This is a genomic window from Alteromonas sp. KS69, from assembly GCF_003989595.1.
In the GTDB taxonomy this organism is placed as follows: Bacteria; Pseudomonadota; Gammaproteobacteria; order Enterobacterales; family Alteromonadaceae; genus Alteromonas; species Alteromonas naphthalenivorans.
In genome coordinates this window covers 399,958-415,571 of record NZ_PYHU01000005.1, presented here as the reverse complement: position 1 = coordinate 415,571, position 15,614 = coordinate 399,958, and the positions used below count along the sequence as shown (strand labels likewise).

At 44.3% G+C, this 15,614-nt stretch carries 17 protein-coding genes and 1 tRNA gene; 13 read left to right on the top strand and 5 right to left on the bottom strand.

The features are described from left to right. Window position 1: 1 nt before the first annotated feature. Both C7Y69_RS05200 and C7Y69_RS05195 read right to left on the bottom strand, forming a co-directional pair. Window positions 2–76: transfer RNA gene (locus C7Y69_RS05200), tRNA-Arg, on the bottom strand. Window positions 77–213: 137 nt separating this feature from the next. Further along, window positions 214–1,347: a flagellar assembly protein FlgT gene (locus C7Y69_RS05195; RefSeq protein ID WP_260563424.1), complete on the bottom strand. Its 1,134-nt coding sequence runs from the start codon at window positions 1,345–1,347 to the stop codon at window positions 214–216. Between the two features lie 355 nt (window positions 1,348–1,702). Between C7Y69_RS05195 and C7Y69_RS05190 the strand changes: the two genes are divergently transcribed. Next, window positions 1,703–2,155 carry an LPP20 family lipoprotein gene (locus C7Y69_RS05190; protein ID WP_126872082.1) on the top strand — a complete coding sequence of 151 codons (453 nt, stop codon included), beginning with the start codon at window positions 1,703–1,705 and terminating at the stop codon, window positions 2,153–2,155. Window positions 2,156–2,252: 97 nt separating this feature from the next. On the opposite strand, the gene flgN is transcribed toward C7Y69_RS05190, so the two are convergent. The 3 genes from flgN to flgA all read right to left on the bottom strand — a co-directional run bounded on the left by flgN (window position 2,253) and on the right by flgA (window position 3,850). Further along, window positions 2,253–2,681, bottom strand: a complete 429-nt coding sequence (gene flgN, locus C7Y69_RS05185; protein ID WP_126872018.1) for a flagellar export chaperone FlgN — start codon at window positions 2,679–2,681, stop codon at window positions 2,253–2,255. 10 nt (window positions 2,682–2,691) lie between these two features. Further along, a complete protein-coding gene (flgM, locus tag C7Y69_RS05180) occupies window positions 2,692–3,024 on the bottom strand; it encodes a flagellar biosynthesis anti-sigma factor FlgM (protein ID WP_126872017.1) in 333 nt (110 codons plus the stop codon). A gap of 103 nt (window positions 3,025–3,127) precedes the next feature. Then, complete coding sequence (flgA, locus tag C7Y69_RS05175; RefSeq protein ID WP_013785153.1) at window positions 3,128–3,850, bottom strand: flagellar basal body P-ring formation chaperone FlgA; 723 nt, start codon at window positions 3,848–3,850, stop codon at window positions 3,128–3,130. A gap of 208 nt (window positions 3,851–4,058) precedes the next feature. Here flgA and C7Y69_RS05170 point away from each other — a divergent pair, with 208 nt between their 5' ends. The 12 genes from C7Y69_RS05170 (at window position 4,059) to flgK (ending at window position 15,610) form a co-directional block, all read left to right on the top strand. Then, window positions 4,059–4,988 (top strand): chemotaxis protein CheV, encoded by a 930-nt coding sequence (locus C7Y69_RS05170; protein WP_013785152.1) that lies wholly within the window; start codon window positions 4,059–4,061, stop codon window positions 4,986–4,988. 14 nt (window positions 4,989–5,002) lie between these two features. After that, complete coding sequence (locus tag C7Y69_RS05165) at window positions 5,003–5,833, top strand: CheR family methyltransferase (RefSeq protein ID WP_126872016.1); 831 nt, start codon at window positions 5,003–5,005, stop codon at window positions 5,831–5,833. A 178-nt stretch (window positions 5,834–6,011) separates the two neighbouring features. Continuing rightward, window positions 6,012–6,443 carry a flagellar basal body rod protein FlgB gene (gene flgB, locus C7Y69_RS05160; RefSeq protein ID WP_013785150.1) on the top strand — a complete coding sequence of 144 codons (432 nt, stop codon included), beginning with the start codon at window positions 6,012–6,014 and terminating at the stop codon, window positions 6,441–6,443. Between the two features lie 2 nt (window positions 6,444–6,445). Continuing rightward, window positions 6,446–6,868: a flagellar basal body rod protein FlgC gene (gene flgC / locus C7Y69_RS05155; protein WP_126872015.1), complete on the top strand. Its 423-nt coding sequence runs from the start codon at window positions 6,446–6,448 to the stop codon at window positions 6,866–6,868. Between the two features lie 31 nt (window positions 6,869–6,899). After that, window positions 6,900–7,589 (top strand): flagellar hook assembly protein FlgD, encoded by a 690-nt coding sequence (flgD, locus tag C7Y69_RS05150; protein WP_013785148.1) that lies wholly within the window; start codon window positions 6,900–6,902, stop codon window positions 7,587–7,589. A 14-nt stretch (window positions 7,590–7,603) separates the two neighbouring features. Continuing rightward, window positions 7,604–8,980 (top strand): flagellar hook protein FlgE, encoded by a 1,377-nt coding sequence (gene flgE / locus C7Y69_RS05145; RefSeq protein ID WP_126872014.1) that lies wholly within the window; start codon window positions 7,604–7,606, stop codon window positions 8,978–8,980. A 127-nt stretch (window positions 8,981–9,107) separates the two neighbouring features. Next, window positions 9,108–9,851 (top strand): flagellar basal body rod protein FlgF, encoded by a 744-nt coding sequence (locus C7Y69_RS05140; RefSeq protein ID WP_013785146.1) that lies wholly within the window; start codon window positions 9,108–9,110, stop codon window positions 9,849–9,851. Between the two features lie 48 nt (window positions 9,852–9,899). After that, complete coding sequence (gene flgG, locus C7Y69_RS05135; RefSeq protein WP_013785145.1) at window positions 9,900–10,688, top strand: flagellar basal-body rod protein FlgG; 789 nt, start codon at window positions 9,900–9,902, stop codon at window positions 10,686–10,688. 11 nt (window positions 10,689–10,699) lie between these two features. Next, window positions 10,700–11,380 carry a flagellar basal body L-ring protein FlgH gene (gene flgH, locus C7Y69_RS05130; RefSeq protein ID WP_126872013.1) on the top strand — a complete coding sequence of 227 codons (681 nt, stop codon included), beginning with the start codon at window positions 10,700–10,702 and terminating at the stop codon, window positions 11,378–11,380. Between the two features lie 20 nt (window positions 11,381–11,400). Next, window positions 11,401–12,513 (top strand): flagellar basal body P-ring protein FlgI, encoded by a 1,113-nt coding sequence (locus C7Y69_RS05125; RefSeq protein WP_057793370.1) that lies wholly within the window; start codon window positions 11,401–11,403, stop codon window positions 12,511–12,513. Beyond that, window positions 12,513–13,463 (top strand): flagellar assembly peptidoglycan hydrolase FlgJ, encoded by a 951-nt coding sequence (gene flgJ / locus C7Y69_RS05120; RefSeq protein WP_126872012.1) that lies wholly within the window; start codon window positions 12,513–12,515, stop codon window positions 13,461–13,463. Before C7Y69_RS05125 ends, flgJ begins: the two co-directional genes overlap by 1 nt. A gap of 17 nt (window positions 13,464–13,480) precedes the next feature. Continuing rightward, complete coding sequence (flgK, locus tag C7Y69_RS05115) at window positions 13,481–15,610, top strand: flagellar hook-associated protein FlgK (RefSeq protein ID WP_126872011.1); 2,130 nt, start codon at window positions 13,481–13,483, stop codon at window positions 15,608–15,610. The last annotated feature ends 4 nt before the right edge of the window (window positions 15,611–15,614 follow it).

Below are 15,614 nucleotides of genomic sequence, written 5' to 3'. Positions count from 1 at the left end.
ATGGCGTCCCCAGCTGGAATCGAACCAACATCTAAGCCTTAGGAGGGCCTTGTTTTATCCATTAAACTATGGGGACCTACAAGGCTATTATACGAACTTAATCCGCGAACGGAACCCTTTGGTTTAAAAACCTTTATCTAAGTTTTGTACCCTGCTATAAAGGGTGAGCGGTTGTTTAGTTCTTCTATGTAATTAGTAGACGCTGTAACCGAACTATCGTTTGATAACGAAATCACTCTCTTGAATATTCGCAATAATACCACTGTCTTTATGAATCAATCTTGCAGTATTGCCATAAGCATTTTCAACAACAAATGCACCGGGGTAAATATGGTACTGCAAATAGGCTTTACCGTGTCTGTCGATAATTTCGCTGGTTTGATAGACAAAAAGCTCATCACCATTTTGTATGCCATTATCGCGGCCCAATGATACTGAAATATGCGAACCGGCAACATTAAGCACTCTGCCAGTCATAGGCTGACAGGCAATAGTCTCGTTAATATCAGCGGTTAACTGCTGCATCTGCTTTCTAATTGCATTGCCGTAATCTGTCCGCCAAAAGGTTGACGAAAATTCGTCTACATCGGTAAACCGGTCAAAAGGCCAATTTGCTTCAGTTATGTAATCTTGCTGCAGCAGCAAGCCGCTATTTATACCGTCGAAAACCTTAATGCTTAGCGAAAAGTAACGGGTGGCTTTTTCTTCTTTCCAGAATGCAATCGAAGAAGGGCGTTGTCTTTCAACACTAACGTCATTAATGCTGCCGATTAAAACAAACTGTGCATTTGATTGTTGTGATAATGCGCGCACATTTTCTTCAAGCCCATTAACTCCCCATCGTGTGGTGTGTGGAGCAATGTACGCTAAATTCAAATTCTGCGCCTGCGCCGACATTTCGGTAGCCAGCTTTCTTGTGACTGCCTCGGAAAAGTTAGGGATTTTTCCTTCAACTAAATGATTGCGGTTTTCTACCATGAAGTAACTGGTGGCAATATTTTTATCATACTCAACTGCGGTACATTGTTTAGCCGCAGGAAAGATATCCGCCCTGACGCTTACGGTAACATAGTCGCTATGCCATACTTCATCAGTGAGTTCGAGATGATCCACTTCACCTGAACTACTAATGGTAATGTCTTCACTTTCAAGTAACCCATTTGTGAGCTGCTGAACACTGCTTATCGAGGCACCTGCGAATAACAATGCTTGTTTGAGGGCTTCTTCTGTGGCGTCTCTACGTGCTTTTTCTTTATTACCGTTCACGATAACTGCTTGGCCTTTGGCTTCATACCAAGCGGCATGGCTTTGCCCTGTTGACACTAAAGCAAGGCAAAACAGCGCCATAAAAAAGGCGACCTTGGCGTATCTAGCTTGATATCTTCTTTTCACAGAAGACACGCTAGTTAACGTTAGTTTAGCGAATGTTTGTATGCCAAGCACAGTCTTGTCCTTTTGTTGCAGTGCGATAAGAGGGCACTACATCAGTTAATTTAAGTCAGTATTCTTTTGTATCAGATTCTTTAATCGGTTTTTTTCGACTTTATGTCAATTTTTGCTCCAACTTATAATAAGCGAAATAGATGCCAATGTTTCAAATTTAAAATTTAGGCGTAAACATTGCTTATCCACTAATAGAAAAATTGAGAATGAGGTTTCTCTAATGGTGTTTTTTGAAAAATTGATTCGTAGCCGAGCATGGATGACGATGGCTTTATTTGCTGCACTAACAGGTTTATCAGGATGTAGTCTATTTGTAGACAAACATGTGGAGTGGGAGACGGTTGAGCCAGACAGTTACCCTGTGCTAAGTGCCGTTGGATATGCCCCAATTATGTCGCAACGGGGTGAAAGCGAAACCGTGAAAACCTTGATGGCAATTAAAGCATCAAAACTAGAGGCTTACAGAGAACTTGCAGAGCAGGTGTACGGACAGCGTATTGAAGGTAATCAATCACTGTCTAGCCTTGTGGTGGATAATGAAACCTTGCGGGCTTCTGTAGAGGGCGTTATTAGAGGGGCTAGGGTAATAAAAAGTTACCCCGTGGGTGAAGACACCTATGCCACCGAACTTGAGCTAGATATGCATCGCGTGTACGACATTTATTTGACGACAGCGAAGCCACAAAGAATAAAAGACATCAAATACTATTAAGTATTTCGATGTATGGCTAAATAGCACCCACAAAAAAGCGCGTATTAAACGCGCTTTTTTGTGCTTTTATTGGGGCTTTCGGTAACGAGTGCATTACTTAGGCGCTAATACCTGAACCTAAACGGCCTGCATTTGGCTTACCTTTCTTATCGTAGGTTAACGACTCTTTAGCGCGAACTTCCAACATCAGATTCCGTAAGTGTGTGAGGCGAAGCTGTCCTTGCTCTACGGCTTTCTGATTGATTTGGGTTTTATACTTACAGTCTTCTAACAGACTTTTCGCATTATCCATTAACCCTTGTTCATCTGCACTAATCGTTTCGTCTGTAGTTTGGCGATATAACGCCTCGACTTTTTGGTCCGTAGATTGAATAGACTCTAGTAATTTAGACTTATCTTCTAAAAGACTCATCAAGGTTTCTGCATCTCGTGAGCTAATTAAATGTAATTCTTTTTCCAGCATCAAGCACAGGCCCTCTAAGTTAGTGACCTGTTGTGATAACGCTGAATAAAGATGACTAGTCATAGAAACCTAATTATTTTTGGCCAAAAATCTCACCCTCAAGCTTAGCGATTTTATTCGCTAACACTTCAGGGTTAACTTTGTATTCACCACTTGATATCGCTTTTTTAAGACGATCGACTTTTTCCTGATTTACAGGCGCTTCAGAACCTTTCTTCTGAACTTGATTCAACTGCTGTGCAGACTGAGTCAAGGATACTGAATCTTGTCGTGGTGCTTGAGCAACAGATGCATTGTTAGACGTCGCTTGTTGCTGTTGCGACTGCTGTGCCTGATTCTGTTGCGAAATTTTTGTATTATCAACGGGTGTTTTGGGTAACCCATTGTTTACATTGTTAATTGCCATAATATTTCTCCACTACCTTTTCGCCTCTGTACAAGTTATCGGCACAAACCTTCTTTTCTTTAGGTTTTTATACAACGAAAACGTAGTTTTTTAGCACGCTGAACTACAAGTGTACCACGACTTCTTGAGCGCTGGCGACTTCCGCTATCACGGGCTTTTGGCTACTGGCATTGAGCACCTTTATGGTATCGCCAATAACACCATCTTGTTGTGCTATTCCAGATGTTTTAACCGCCATCCCACCCAATGATGCACGAATGGTAATTCTATCGCCCTTGCACACAAAGCATAGCATATTTGATTGCACAGCTTGGCCATCAACAATTCGACGTTTCATTCGAGCGCCAATCAATGCATCTACATCAGTAAATGCACTGTATCGAAGACGCTTTATATCCACCGATGCCAACGTCAGATTAGATGCAGAAAGCACAGTGCCAGGGCTAACCGCGCCAGAAGTAACCACAATTTCTTTCGTTCTGGTCACTTGGGCGCTGGTAAACAAGTACCAGTCATTATTTGTGCAACTTACCCGTACCGAAACATACGATTGGTTCAAAGATTCATCAGACGCGTGAAATTGAAATCCGGTTGGACACTGAGGAATATTAATTCTTTCGTCTACTTCAGCAATGCTCACAGCAATATCGGTGTTTTCATCGTGTATACTAAGCGCCGACAGCAGGTATTCTTCTGCGCCCTTATTCACTACATCGTGCATTGTTTCAGCGTAACTGTAAGGCGCTAAAGCAACGGTCACCACAACAGTGAAAAGTGGCAGACGAACTCCTGTAAGCCAAGATTTTACGTTTTTTAAATTTTTCATAGTCACTTTTCGTGTTCACTTACTGAGTTATTGTCTATGCTTATAAGACAAATTAGGTTGAGACAATAACTTGCGTACGTCCGTGATTAAGTTGTACATGCAGCGAAACCGTCATTTTTCTGTCGTTTGACCTGCATACATTTAGTGATATTGTCTATTCTCTTTAGTGAAGGCAATGATCATGCCCAGTATTAAAAAGAGGTGAGATATGTCGGGAATTTTAGACTCGGTTAACCAACGAACCCAATTAGTTGGTCAAAACCGTCTTGAGTTATTGTTGTTCAGGCTTAATGGCCGTCAACGCTTTGGTATCAACGTGTTTAAAGTACGTGAAGTGCTCCAGTGTCCACCACTGACTTCAATGCCAAAGTTGAACTCGTTAGTTCGCGGAGTAGCACATATTCGTGGGCAAACTATTTCTGTCATCGATTTAAGCATGGCGACGGGTGGCAAGCGTATTGAAGATTTATCAAATGCGTTTATCGTTATTGCTGAATACAACCGTTCTGTACAAGGCTTTTTAGTGGGCGCTGTTGAGCGCATCATTAATACCAACTGGGATGCCATCATGCCGCCTCCCCAAGGGACAGGCCGAGCAAGTTACTTAACCGCTGTTACTGAAGTAGAAAACGAATTAATTGAAATTCTCGACGTAGAAAAAATCCTCAATGAAATTTCACCGCTAAATGCAGAAGTAAGCGCAGATGTTGCCGAAGGGCTAACTACGGAAGGTAAGGAAGATAAAATTATCTTCATTGCTGATGATTCAGCTGTGGCAAGAAATCAAGTTAAAAAAGCGCTAACCTCACTTGGGTTAGAAATTGAGCTGGCAAAGAATGGTTTAGAAGCGTTAAACCGCTTGAAGGAAATCGCTGAAGAATATGGTGATATTACCAAGCGAATTGGGGTGCTAGTGTCTGACATAGAAATGCCAGAGATGGACGGTTACACCCTTACGGCGGAAATTAAAAATACACCAGAACTTCAAAAGCTTCATGTTGTACTTCACACATCTTTAAGTGGCGTATTCAATCAAGCCATGGTTCAGAAAGTGGGAGCGGACGACTTTATTGCGAAATTTCACCCCGATGAACTAGCAACAGCAGTTCAGAAGTGGTTAATGACGGATTGTGAATAACGGAGCGGTAGGGGTTGGATAATAAAAGTGTGTCGCCGGCAAGCTATGAAAAGTTTCGGCACTTCCTCGAGAAACAATGTGGAATAGTACTCGGGGAAAACAAGCAATACCTTGTAAGAAGCAGGCTTGCGTCGTTGTTATATAAGCATGACTATGACAGTACTGATGCGCTTATTGATGTAGTAGTAAAAGGTTACGATCGTAACCTTTTACAAAGCGTCATTGATGCGATGACCACAAACGAAACGTTGTGGTTTAGAGATACTTATCCGTTTGAGTTGCTACAACGCGATTTACTTCCTCAACTTGCAACGAAAAATCAAAAGCTAAGAATTTGGAGTGCAGCTTGTTCGTCTGGACAAGAGCCTTATTCTATTGCTATGTCGATATTAGAGTTTCAAAAACAGCGACCCGGATTGCTTAGGCAAGGGGTTGAAATTATAGCCACTGACCTTTCTTCTGAAATGCTCAGCAAGTGTAGCCAAGGGCTATACGATGAACTTTCGCTTGCTAGAGGGTTATCGCCACAACGTAGGGCTATGTTTTTCCAACCTCATGAAAGTGGGCAGATGCAGGTTAAGCCAGAAGTGCGCAACATGGTTTCATTCAGAAGTTTGAATTTGTTAACTTCCTATGCAGCACTTGGCCGCTTCGACATCGTTTTTTGCCGCAATGTGCTGATTTATTTTTCGGCAGATGTGAAACAAAAGATACTGCAACAAATTGCCGGACAGCTGCAACCTGCCGGTGTCCTTTTCCTTGGCGCGTCTGAATCTATCAGTGCGGCAAGCGATACGTATGCCATGATTAAATGTAATCCTGGCTTGTACTATCAAAAGAAATAAATACCTAAAATACTGAATTTATTAAAATATTTAAATTCCCCTCTATTTCTTTTCTCATTTTTATACAGTGCCAATCTTCAGGTTGGCATCTGCCTTGCTAGTAAAATCCTATAACAGATAATTCGTCATTATTTACTGATGGCGTATTTCCGGAATTTCGCAGCGAGGAGTTTTCAATATGGCCATAAATCTCGACAAGTTAGTCGGGTTTCATCAGTCGGCGTTAGCAATACGCACCGACAGGATGGAAGTCATCTCTGGAAACCTAGCGAACGCCAATACCCCTGGTTATAAGGCGAAAGACATCGACTTTAATAAAGCGATGGAGTCAGCCATGAGCGCCCAAGATGGGCAGCACAAATTGGGCGGTGGAAGCTTAGTAAGAACTCACGATAAACACATAGGTGGCGATGTATCGTCGGTTGCATCAAATTTTGAAATGCAATACCGCATACCCACTCAACCGGATACCGGAGACGGCAATACGGTTGAAGTACAGGCAGAACGTAACCGCTTTTTAGATAACGGTTTACGTTACCAAGCCACACTTGAGTTTATTAACGGTAAAGTTAAAGGTATGAAAAAAGCCCTTAGTTCTGGAGGCCAGTAATCATGAGCTTATTTAATGTGATGTCAATTTCCAGTACCGGTATGGAAGCTGAAAATGTTCGTTTAAACACCACCGCTAGTAACATTGCTAACGCGAATTCGGTAAGCAGTAGTTATGACGAAACGTATCGTGCAAGACACCCAGTGTTTGCCGCTGAGTTGCAGCGCGCCATGGGCGACCAAAGCAAGGGTGTGGGTGTTGAAGTTAAGGGAATTGTAGAAAGCGATGCGCCATTGCAAGTGGAGTATGCTCCGCATAACCCAATGGCTGACGAAGAGGGTTATATCTATAAGCCTAACGTCAACATCGTGGAAGAAATGGCAAATATGATGTCGGCATCAAAAGCCTATGAAACCAACGTTCAGGTTGCAGATACCACGAAAAAGATATTTCGTCGGGTTCTGCAGCTAGGGCAAGGGCAATAAGTTGCCGCGTAGGTAATGTGAGGAAAATACTGTGACCACAATTAACAACACTACTGGCCTGAACAACGAACTCTACTGGCAAGAAGAGACGGTTCCGGTTGTCGATGGAACAGAGCAACAGCTTTCGCAAGAAGACTTTTTTGCCATGTTAACCGAGCAATTAGCGAATCAGGATCCTACTAAACCCGTAGATAACGATCAGATGGTGGCGCAAATGACGTCATTCACTATGGCTGATGGTATTTCTCAGTTGAATGATAAATTTGAGTCATTCGCCGCCTCGATGACATCTAACCAGGCATTACAAGCATCTAGCTTGATAGGTCAGAACGTATTGGTGCAGGGCAACGTAGGGCACATGTCTAGCGACGCTGCAGGCGTATCGGGTGTTGTGGTCAATGAGCAAAGTGTACAAAACATGACGATCACTGTTGAAAATCAATACGGTGAAGTGATTAAGACCATTGATGCTGGCACACAAGCCGCTGGCAACATTCAATTTGAATGGGATGGCAAGGATACTCAAGGCAACGATATGCCAGCGGGTGACTACGTAATTAGCGCTACAGGCGAATTAAACGGTGAAGGCGTTCAATTGAATACTGCCATTAACCGTCATGTAGGAAGTGTTAGTTTGGCCGGCAGTGGTCAGGGCGTAATTTTAAATTTAGATGGCGAAGTCAGCATTAGTCTTGATGACGTTATTCAAATCGGCAGTTAGCAGGAGAAAGAAGCATGTCTTTTAATATTGCACTAAGTGGCGTAGCTGCCGCACAAAAAGATTTAGATGTAACCGCGAATAACATCGCAAACGTAAATACGGTTGGCTTTAAAGAGTCTCGCGCTGAATTCGGCGACGTGTACGCCACATCACTATTGGCTGGAAGTAAAACCAAAGTGGGCGACGGTGTTTTGACACAAGATGTGGCCCAGCAGTTTTCGCAAGGTAGCTTGCAGTTCACCAATACTGCACTTGATTTGGCGATTACTGGGAATGGTTTCTTTGCCACCGTGCCTGATGAAACCTCACGAGACTTCTCGTTTACCCGTGCCGGTCAATTCAAGTTAGATGACGACAACTACGTGGTTAACAGTAACGGCGACTTACTTTTAGGTTTCCCTGTTAATTCAGACTCTACCAGTTCATCGGTTGCATTGAGTACTACAGAGCCAGTGCAAATCCCAGATTCATCAGGTTCTCCAGCACAAACCTCAGAAGTTGATATCCGTATGAACTTACCTGCTAGTGAGCAGGGGTTAGATCCAGCCGCATTTGATCCACAAGATCCACTTACCTACAACGCGGCAACCTCGGTAACGGTTTATGACTCACTAGGCGACAGCCACGTGATGACTTATTACTTCGTTAAAGATGTGGCGGCAGACAATGAATGGTATGTGGCGACAGCGGTAGACGATCAACTTACTGATTTAGTGAATTCTACCGGTACTGATTCCGATCCAACTACAGCGGTAAACTCGCTGGGTACTAACACGGGTAACGGCGTTACAGCAGCTAAGCTTGTGTTTTCTCAAGGTGGTGACTTTATTGGTATTGAATCACCAGATGGCATTCAAACTACCGATTACAAGTTAACGACTGAAGCGCTAGGTTCTGCATTATCAAATGGGGCGGATGCGACTCAACAAATAGGGATCGATTTTAACTTAGACCCTTCAAATGCTACCACGGTGGAACCTACGCAATACGCATCAGCATTCGAAGTGACGTCATTAGAGCAAGATGGTTTGCCTGTTGGTCGTTTGACGGGTATTGATATTGGCCCAGACGGCTTGGTTCGAGCGACGTTCTCAAACGGTACGTCAGAACCTATCGTGCGTGTGGCCTTAGTGAGATTTGCTAATGAGCAGGGCTTAACGCAGCAAAGCAGCACTGAGTGGAAAGAAAGTATCCTATCTGGTGAAGCATTGGCGGGTGAAGCGACGACGGGGACTTTCGGTGAAATTAACTCATCAGCCCTTGAACAAGCCAACGTTAACCTAACCACTGAGCTTATCGATATGATTATTGCACAGCGGAACTTCCAGGCTAACTCTCGAGCACTCGAAGTGAATAACTCGCTTAACCAGACTATCCTGAACATCCGATAAACATTGACGTTTAACTAGCAAAAACCGCAACTTTAGTTGCGGTTTTTTTGTATCCACTTCTATTTGTGCATGTTGGCACTGGGATTGCAAAACCTGTATATGGTTTAACCAGAGTCAAAAGTCAGTCATGGACAAACTTCTCTACATTGCTGCCAGTGGTGCATCTCAAGACCTTTTAGGTACTGGGCTTCGTGCCAATAACTTGGCTAACGCGCAAACAACTGGGTTTAGAGCTCAGTTAGAACAGGCAAGGTCAATGCCTGCCTACGGCGAAGGTTTGCCGTCTCGCGTTTTTTCAATGACCGAAAGTCCGTCAAACAACTATGAATCAGGTCCTATGATTCAAACGGGTCGTGATTTAGACGTTGCGATACAAGGCGATGGCTGGTTTGCCGTTCAAGATGACAATGGGCAAGAAGCCTATTCTCGTGACGGTAACTTTAAGCTTGGTGACGACGGTATTTTGACAGATGTGCACAATCGCCCCGTTTTAGGCGATAACGGTCCAATTTTCCTTCCTGTGCCGCTAGATAATTTAGATATCGGTATGGACGGCACGTTGTCAATGAGACAGCTTGGCGCGCCAGAAAATGTAATTGAAGATGTTGGCCGGTTGAAACTGGTTAAGCCGAACTATGCCGATATGGAACGAGGCACTGATGGTTTATTTAGAATGGAAGACGGCACGGTAGCCCCAGCAAGTGCTGGTGTGAAAGTAATGTCTGGCATGTTGGAAGGCTCGAACGTGAATGCCGTTGACGAAATGGTCAATATGATAAGCCTTCAGCGCCACTATGAGCTTCAAGTGAAGATGATGAAGCAAGCTGATGAGCTAGATGCTCGCGGCAACCAATTACTGCGCATTCTATAGAATAGTTAACAATTTTGTTATACGAACTTTAAAGGTTAGGAGGTCGCCATGCACCCAGCATTGTGGATAAGTAAAACAGGTCTTGATGCCGCACAAACAGATGTCGCGGTGGTATCGAACAACCTGGCTAACGCATCAACGGTAGGCTTTAAAAAAGACAGAGCAATTTTTGAAGATTTGCTTTATCAGAATATAAACCAACCTGGTGGCCGCTCATCAGCTGATACCGAATTACCTTCTGGCCTTATGTTAGGTTCTGGTTCAAAGGTGGTATCAACACAAAAAGCACATACCCAAGGCAACTTGCTAACCACGGATAATGCGTTAGATATGTCTATTCAGGGGCGCGGTTATTTTGAAATATTGCAGCCTGACGGCACCATTGCCTACTCAAGAAATGGTCAGTTTTCAATGAACGATCAAGGTCAGATAGTGACTTCTGGCGCGGGTTTTTTACTCCAACCTGAAGTGGCAATTCCAGAGGATGCGCAGCAAATTACCATTTCACAAGACGGTGAAATTAGCGTGTCAATTCGTGGTCAAGCCGAGCCGCAAGTGCTTGGCCAAATGAACCTATCAGACTTCATTAACCCAACTGGCCTTCAGCCTATAGGACAGAACCTCTACGTTGAAACCGCATCAAGTGGCGCACCTATTCAAGGTGTGCCAGGCCTTCAAGGTATAGGCACTATTGCACAAGGTACGCTAGAAACCAGTAACGTGAATGTGACCGAAGAGCTGGTTAATTTGATTGAAAGTCAACGTTTGTACGAGATGAACTCGAAAGTGATTTCGTCGGTGGATCAGATGCTTGGGCAAGTCATTCAGCAACTTTAGTGAGTAATGTTATGCGAATTCTCGGACTCTTTCTTTCAGTGACAATAATGGCAGGTTGTGCAAGCACTAACCAGCCACCGGTTCAAGCAAACGACCCGTCGTTTGCCCCAGTGGTACCTGATTATCCTCGCGAGAAGATTGTAGAAGATGGTTCGCTGTTCCGCTCTTATATGGCTAATAGCTTATACTCAGATATGACGGCTAGACGGGTTGGCGACATTATTACCATTACGTTAAGTGAAAATACCAACGCGAGTAAATCAGCGGGTACATCTACATCAAAAGACACCACGGTTGATTTAGATACAATCACCGGATTAGGCGGGCAAGCGTTAAATATTGGCGGCCAATCTGTTCAGCTTGGCGTTAGTTCTTCAAACGACTTCGCAGGTGATGCCGCAACAAATCAAAGCAATAGTTTATCGGGAAATATCTCGGTCACCGTAGTGGAAGTGCTGCCCAATGACAATTTGGTTATTCGCGGCGAAAAGTGGCTTACCTTAAATCATGGCGATGAATATATTCGTTTAACGGGCATTATTCGCTTATCTGACATTAGCCCCGAAAATGAAGTGCTATCGACCAAAATCGCCAACGCCAGAATTCAGTACAGCGGAACGGGCTCATTTGCCAGTGCGCAAGAGAAAGGCTGGCTAACGAAGTTTTTCACATCATCATGGTGGCCGCTTTAAGCGGGGCTAGGAGAATCATTATGCGTTTGTTTTCAGTGGTACTTATCGCATTAACATTGGTGTTGTCTAACAATGCTAATGCACAACGCATCAAAGACTTGGCAAGTATCCAAGGGGTGAGAAGTAACCAATTAGTAGGTTATGGTCTAGTGGTAGGTTTACCTGGCACCGGCGAGCAAAGTCCTTTCACCGAGCAAAGCTTCCGTACCATGTTAAGTAACTTCGGTATTAGCTTAGACTCCAACACCAAACCGAAAATTAAGAACGTGGCAGCCGTGGCTGTTCACGCAGAATTGCCGGCTTTTACTAAGCCAGGGCAAACCATTGATATTACCGTGTCGTCAGTAGGTGAAGCGAGTAGTTTGCAAGGCGGCACGCTTCTACAAACGTTTCTTCGCGGGGTAGATGGCAAAGTGTATGCAGTAGCGCAAGGTAGCTTGGTAGTGAGTGGCTTTGGTGCTCAAGGTGGCGATGGTTCGCGAATTGTGGTGAATACGCCTACTGTTGGTCGTATTCCAAATGGTGCCATGGTTGAGCAAACCGTACCAAGCGGTTTTGCCAATGGCGATTCATTAACACTGAACTTGCATTACCCTGATTTTTCAACAGCAAAGGCATTAGCTGATGTGATTAATGAGCGATTAGGCGCACAGCCAGAAAAAGGGTATTCCATAGCAACGCCCATTGATGCCGCGTCAGTACGTGTATCAGCGCCACGAGATGTTGGTCAGCGAGTGGGCTTTTTGGCCACACTAGAAAATTTTGAATTCACGCCGGCTGATGCGCCTGCGCGGGTTGTCATCAATAGTCGTACCGGTACGATTGTGATTGGTCGAGACGTGCGTCTACTGCCAGCCGCTATTACCCATGGTGGATTAACGGTGACAATTTCAGAAAACCAACAAGTTACCCAACCTAATGCGTTTGCAGATGGTGAAACGGTGGTAACGACACAGTCGATTGTAGATGTGGATTTATCAGACAGTCGCATGTTTTCTTTTGAACCGGGAGTGACACTTGATCAGCTAGTGCGAGCGGTTAATGAAGTGGGTGCTGCACCTGGTGATTTAATGGCGATTTTAGAAGCATTAAGGCAGGCCGGTGCGTTACATGGTGAATTGGTGATCATCTAATGGAAGCATTCAGCTCAAAAAATCAGCTTGATATGGCACGCAATGTTCACGATCTTGGCAGTATTAATAAAATGCGCGAGGCCATTGCTTCGGGTGATGAAAGTGTATTGCAAGAAGCGGCTGAACAATTTGAAGCCATATTTGTGCAAATGATGCTGAAGTCGATGCGTAAAGCGCAAGACGCCCTAGCAGATGAAGACAGCCCGTTCAATTCTCAACAAGTTAAATTTTATCGCGACATGCACGACCAACAGCTTGCAACCGATTTAACGGCAGGTGGCGGTATGGGGTTGGCTGACATTATCGTTAAACAAATGGGCCAATCCGAAGACAGTTATTTACCTGCCAGCGTTATTCGTAGTGATGGTAACTTGAATTCGTTGAACCGCGACCGTGTTGTCGCTGTAGAGCAAGCGCAAGAAACCGTGCTCGCTTCTGAATCTAAAGGGGTGAAATCAGCCGCAAAAGACAGCATGTTCGATACCCCTGAAGATTTTGTTGAAACTCTGCGCCCCTACGCTGAACAAGTGGCTGAAAAGTACGGTATGGATGCTAAAGCCATTATCGCGCAGGCTGCGGTCGAAACAGGTTGGGGTAAGTTCGTTATTCACAATGCCGACGGTGAAAGTTCGCACAATCTTTTTGGTATTAAAGCGAACTCGAAGTGGGAAGGCGAGCAAGCGGTTGTCGACACACTTGAATTTAATAGCGGTATTCCACAAAAGCAAAAAGCAGCTTTTCGTTCTTATGCGTCATTGGAAGAGGCGGTTAATGACTACGGTCGTTTTATTACCACTCAGCCCCGTTATCAGCAAGCGGTGGAACGAGCCTCAGATGCACACAGTTATACGCGAGAACTACAAAGCGCTGGATATGCTACGGATCCTAACTACGCCAGTAAAATCATGGCGGTTTACCACAGCGATAGGCTTAACGGCTTAATGCCGTAAGAAGAGGGGTTTAATATATGAGCGCAGTTGATTTATTTTCCCTAGCCACCAGTGGTGTAAACGCCAGTAGTAAGCTTTTACAAACTACCAGTAATAATATTGCCAATGTAAATACGCCTGGGTACGTACGTGAACGCACCGAGCTGGTTAACAGTGATGTATTCGGTGTTGAAATCGGAAATACAGAGCGAATTATAAATGTATTTGCGCAAAACCAGCTTCGCCGCGATATAACTTCGGTAGGTGAGCTAGAGGCTTTTTCTTCCAAAACTTCAGCGATTGATACCCTTTTAGCCAGTGAGGCAAACTCTTTATCTAAAGGCATTAGTGACTATTTTGCAGCGGTACAAACTGCCTCAGACGACCCCACAAACTTAGCGTCTCGTGAACAGGTATTAGGGAAATCAGAGTCGCTGTATCAACGTATGAAAACCCTGTCAGATTACATGGTGGAAAAGGAAGAAGAGTTTAACCTTGAAGTCACCTCTTTGGTGAACAGAACCAATAGCTTGATTAGCTCTATTGGCGAACTCAACAAAAACATCGTGATTGCCAAAGGAAACAACACTAGCGACGAACCCAGCGCATTAATGAATAAACGAGATGCCGCCGTCGAAGAGCTTGCCTCTATTATGGCTATCGATGTGAAAGACAGTCAAAGTCAAAACGGTGCGATTACCGTGAATTTGACCACCGGCGAATCGCTAATACTAGAAAACGGTGCATTTAATTTATTTGAAGTGAGCACCAGTGCAGACCTAACCACTAAAGAACTGAAGTTAGAAACAGATTTTGGTTCGCAAACAAAGAACGATGCCACTATTCGTGTTGTAGAAAGTGACTTAGGTGGCAGTTTAGGTGGGTTATTTCGCTACAGAAATGAAGTGCTTGGCAGCGCAATGCGTGATGTAGGCCAGCTTTCTGTTGCTTTTGCTGATGCCGTGAATGCTCAAAATAAGCTGGGAATGGATTTAGATGGTCAGCTAGGCAGTAACATTTTTGATATTCCTACTTTCAGAGGCTTAGAAACAGAGGATACCAGCGGAGACTATCAAGTAGTCGGACAGCTTATAGCTGGAAAGGGCGCAGAGCTCACCGATGCTGATTATCAAATTGAGGTTACTGCAGTAGCGGGTGGTGTTCCCAGCGAGATAGAAGTTACTTTCTTAAACCCAGACGGAACCCCTAAAAAAGATGGCTCTGGAAATGATCTTGTCTATTCAAACTATACGGTGACGAGTGGGTTCAATGAATTACCAGGGGGCATTGAAGTAGAGTTTGGTGGTACAGCAACTTATGCTGTTGGCGATGAATTTTTGATGCGACCTACAAAAACGATTGCATCGTCCATTGAGTTAGCTACCAATAGACCTGAAGATCTGGCGTTCGCTGCTCCGGTAAGAGCACAAGCGGATGCAACAAATTTAGGTAGTGCTAATGTTAGTGCAATAGCAATAACTAACACAGAAGTCGGCGGTGGTACTGAACAATCTGCATTTGACGGTGCAGGTGGAATACATAATTTATCAAGTTCTCCTAGTGGTACTGTTGGAGCACCATCACAAATCGTCTTTACCGCAGAAGATAGTTACCAAGTGCTTGACGGAGAAACCCCTCCAAATGTGATCACAAATGTCACAGGTGCAACTAACTTAAACAATTTATTAGCACAGGCTGAATCTAGCGGGAGCGGCCCCGCTTGGCCTGCAGCGTTTTCGGCACTGGATGACTACCCAGGTTATGACATTAGTTTAGATGGCGTACCTAAAGCAGGTGATAGTTTTACTATTAGTTACAACACTGATGGTTTCAACGACAACAGTAATGCACTTGAGATCGCAGCGTTGCAGAATGAGAACCTCGTGCAAGTGAGCAGTGAATCAACCAACCAGCAACGTACTTTTCAAGATGCCTATGCATCTATGGTAGGGCGGATTGGTGAAGACGCAGCCATGGCTGACATTTCGTTAACTGCAGCAGAGGCAATGAAAACCCAATCAGAAAATTGGTTTGAGTCAGTATCTGGAGTAAGTCTAGATGAAGAGGCGGCAAACCTGGTTAAGTTTCAGCAGTCTTATTCTGCCGCAGCACGAATTTTAAGTACAGCGCAAGAGTTGTTTGATACTATTCTAAGTGCGGCGAGGTAACAGA

Excerpts from the sequence above, each read along its gene's own strand:
- flgN (WP_126872018.1), bottom strand. The coding sequence starts at position 2,681 with ATGACTAGTCATCTTTATTCAGCGTTATCACAACAGGTCACTAACTTA.
- flgB (WP_013785150.1), top strand. The coding sequence starts at position 6,012 with ATGGCCATAAATCTCGACAAGTTAGTCGGGTTTCATCAGTCGGCGTTA.
- flgH (WP_126872013.1), top strand. The coding sequence starts at position 10,700 with ATGCGAATTCTCGGACTCTTTCTTTCAGTGACAATAATGGCAGGTTGT.
- C7Y69_RS05125 (WP_057793370.1), top strand. The coding sequence starts at position 11,401 with ATGCGTTTGTTTTCAGTGGTACTTATCGCATTAACATTGGTGTTGTCT.
- flgJ (WP_126872012.1), top strand. The coding sequence starts at position 12,513 with ATGGAAGCATTCAGCTCAAAAAATCAGCTTGATATGGCACGCAATGTT.
- flgE (WP_126872014.1), top strand. The coding sequence starts at position 7,604 with ATGTCTTTTAATATTGCACTAAGTGGCGTAGCTGCCGCACAAAAAGAT.
- flgC (WP_126872015.1), top strand. The coding sequence starts at position 6,446 with ATGAGCTTATTTAATGTGATGTCAATTTCCAGTACCGGTATGGAAGCT.
- C7Y69_RS05190 (WP_126872082.1), top strand. The coding sequence starts at position 1,703 with ATGACGATGGCTTTATTTGCTGCACTAACAGGTTTATCAGGATGTAGT.
- flgA (WP_013785153.1), bottom strand. The coding sequence starts at position 3,850 with ATGAAAAATTTAAAAAACGTAAAATCTTGGCTTACAGGAGTTCGTCTG.
- C7Y69_RS05170 (WP_013785152.1), top strand. The coding sequence starts at position 4,059 with ATGTCGGGAATTTTAGACTCGGTTAACCAACGAACCCAATTAGTTGGT.
- C7Y69_RS05195 (WP_260563424.1), bottom strand. The coding sequence starts at position 1,347 with ATGGCGCTGTTTTGCCTTGCTTTAGTGTCAACAGGGCAAAGCCATGCC.
- C7Y69_RS05140 (WP_013785146.1), top strand. The coding sequence starts at position 9,108 with ATGGACAAACTTCTCTACATTGCTGCCAGTGGTGCATCTCAAGACCTT.
- flgK (WP_126872011.1), top strand. The coding sequence starts at position 13,481 with ATGAGCGCAGTTGATTTATTTTCCCTAGCCACCAGTGGTGTAAACGCC.
- flgG (WP_013785145.1), top strand. The coding sequence starts at position 9,900 with ATGCACCCAGCATTGTGGATAAGTAAAACAGGTCTTGATGCCGCACAA.
- flgM (WP_126872017.1), bottom strand. The coding sequence starts at position 3,024 with ATGGCAATTAACAATGTAAACAATGGGTTACCCAAAACACCCGTTGAT.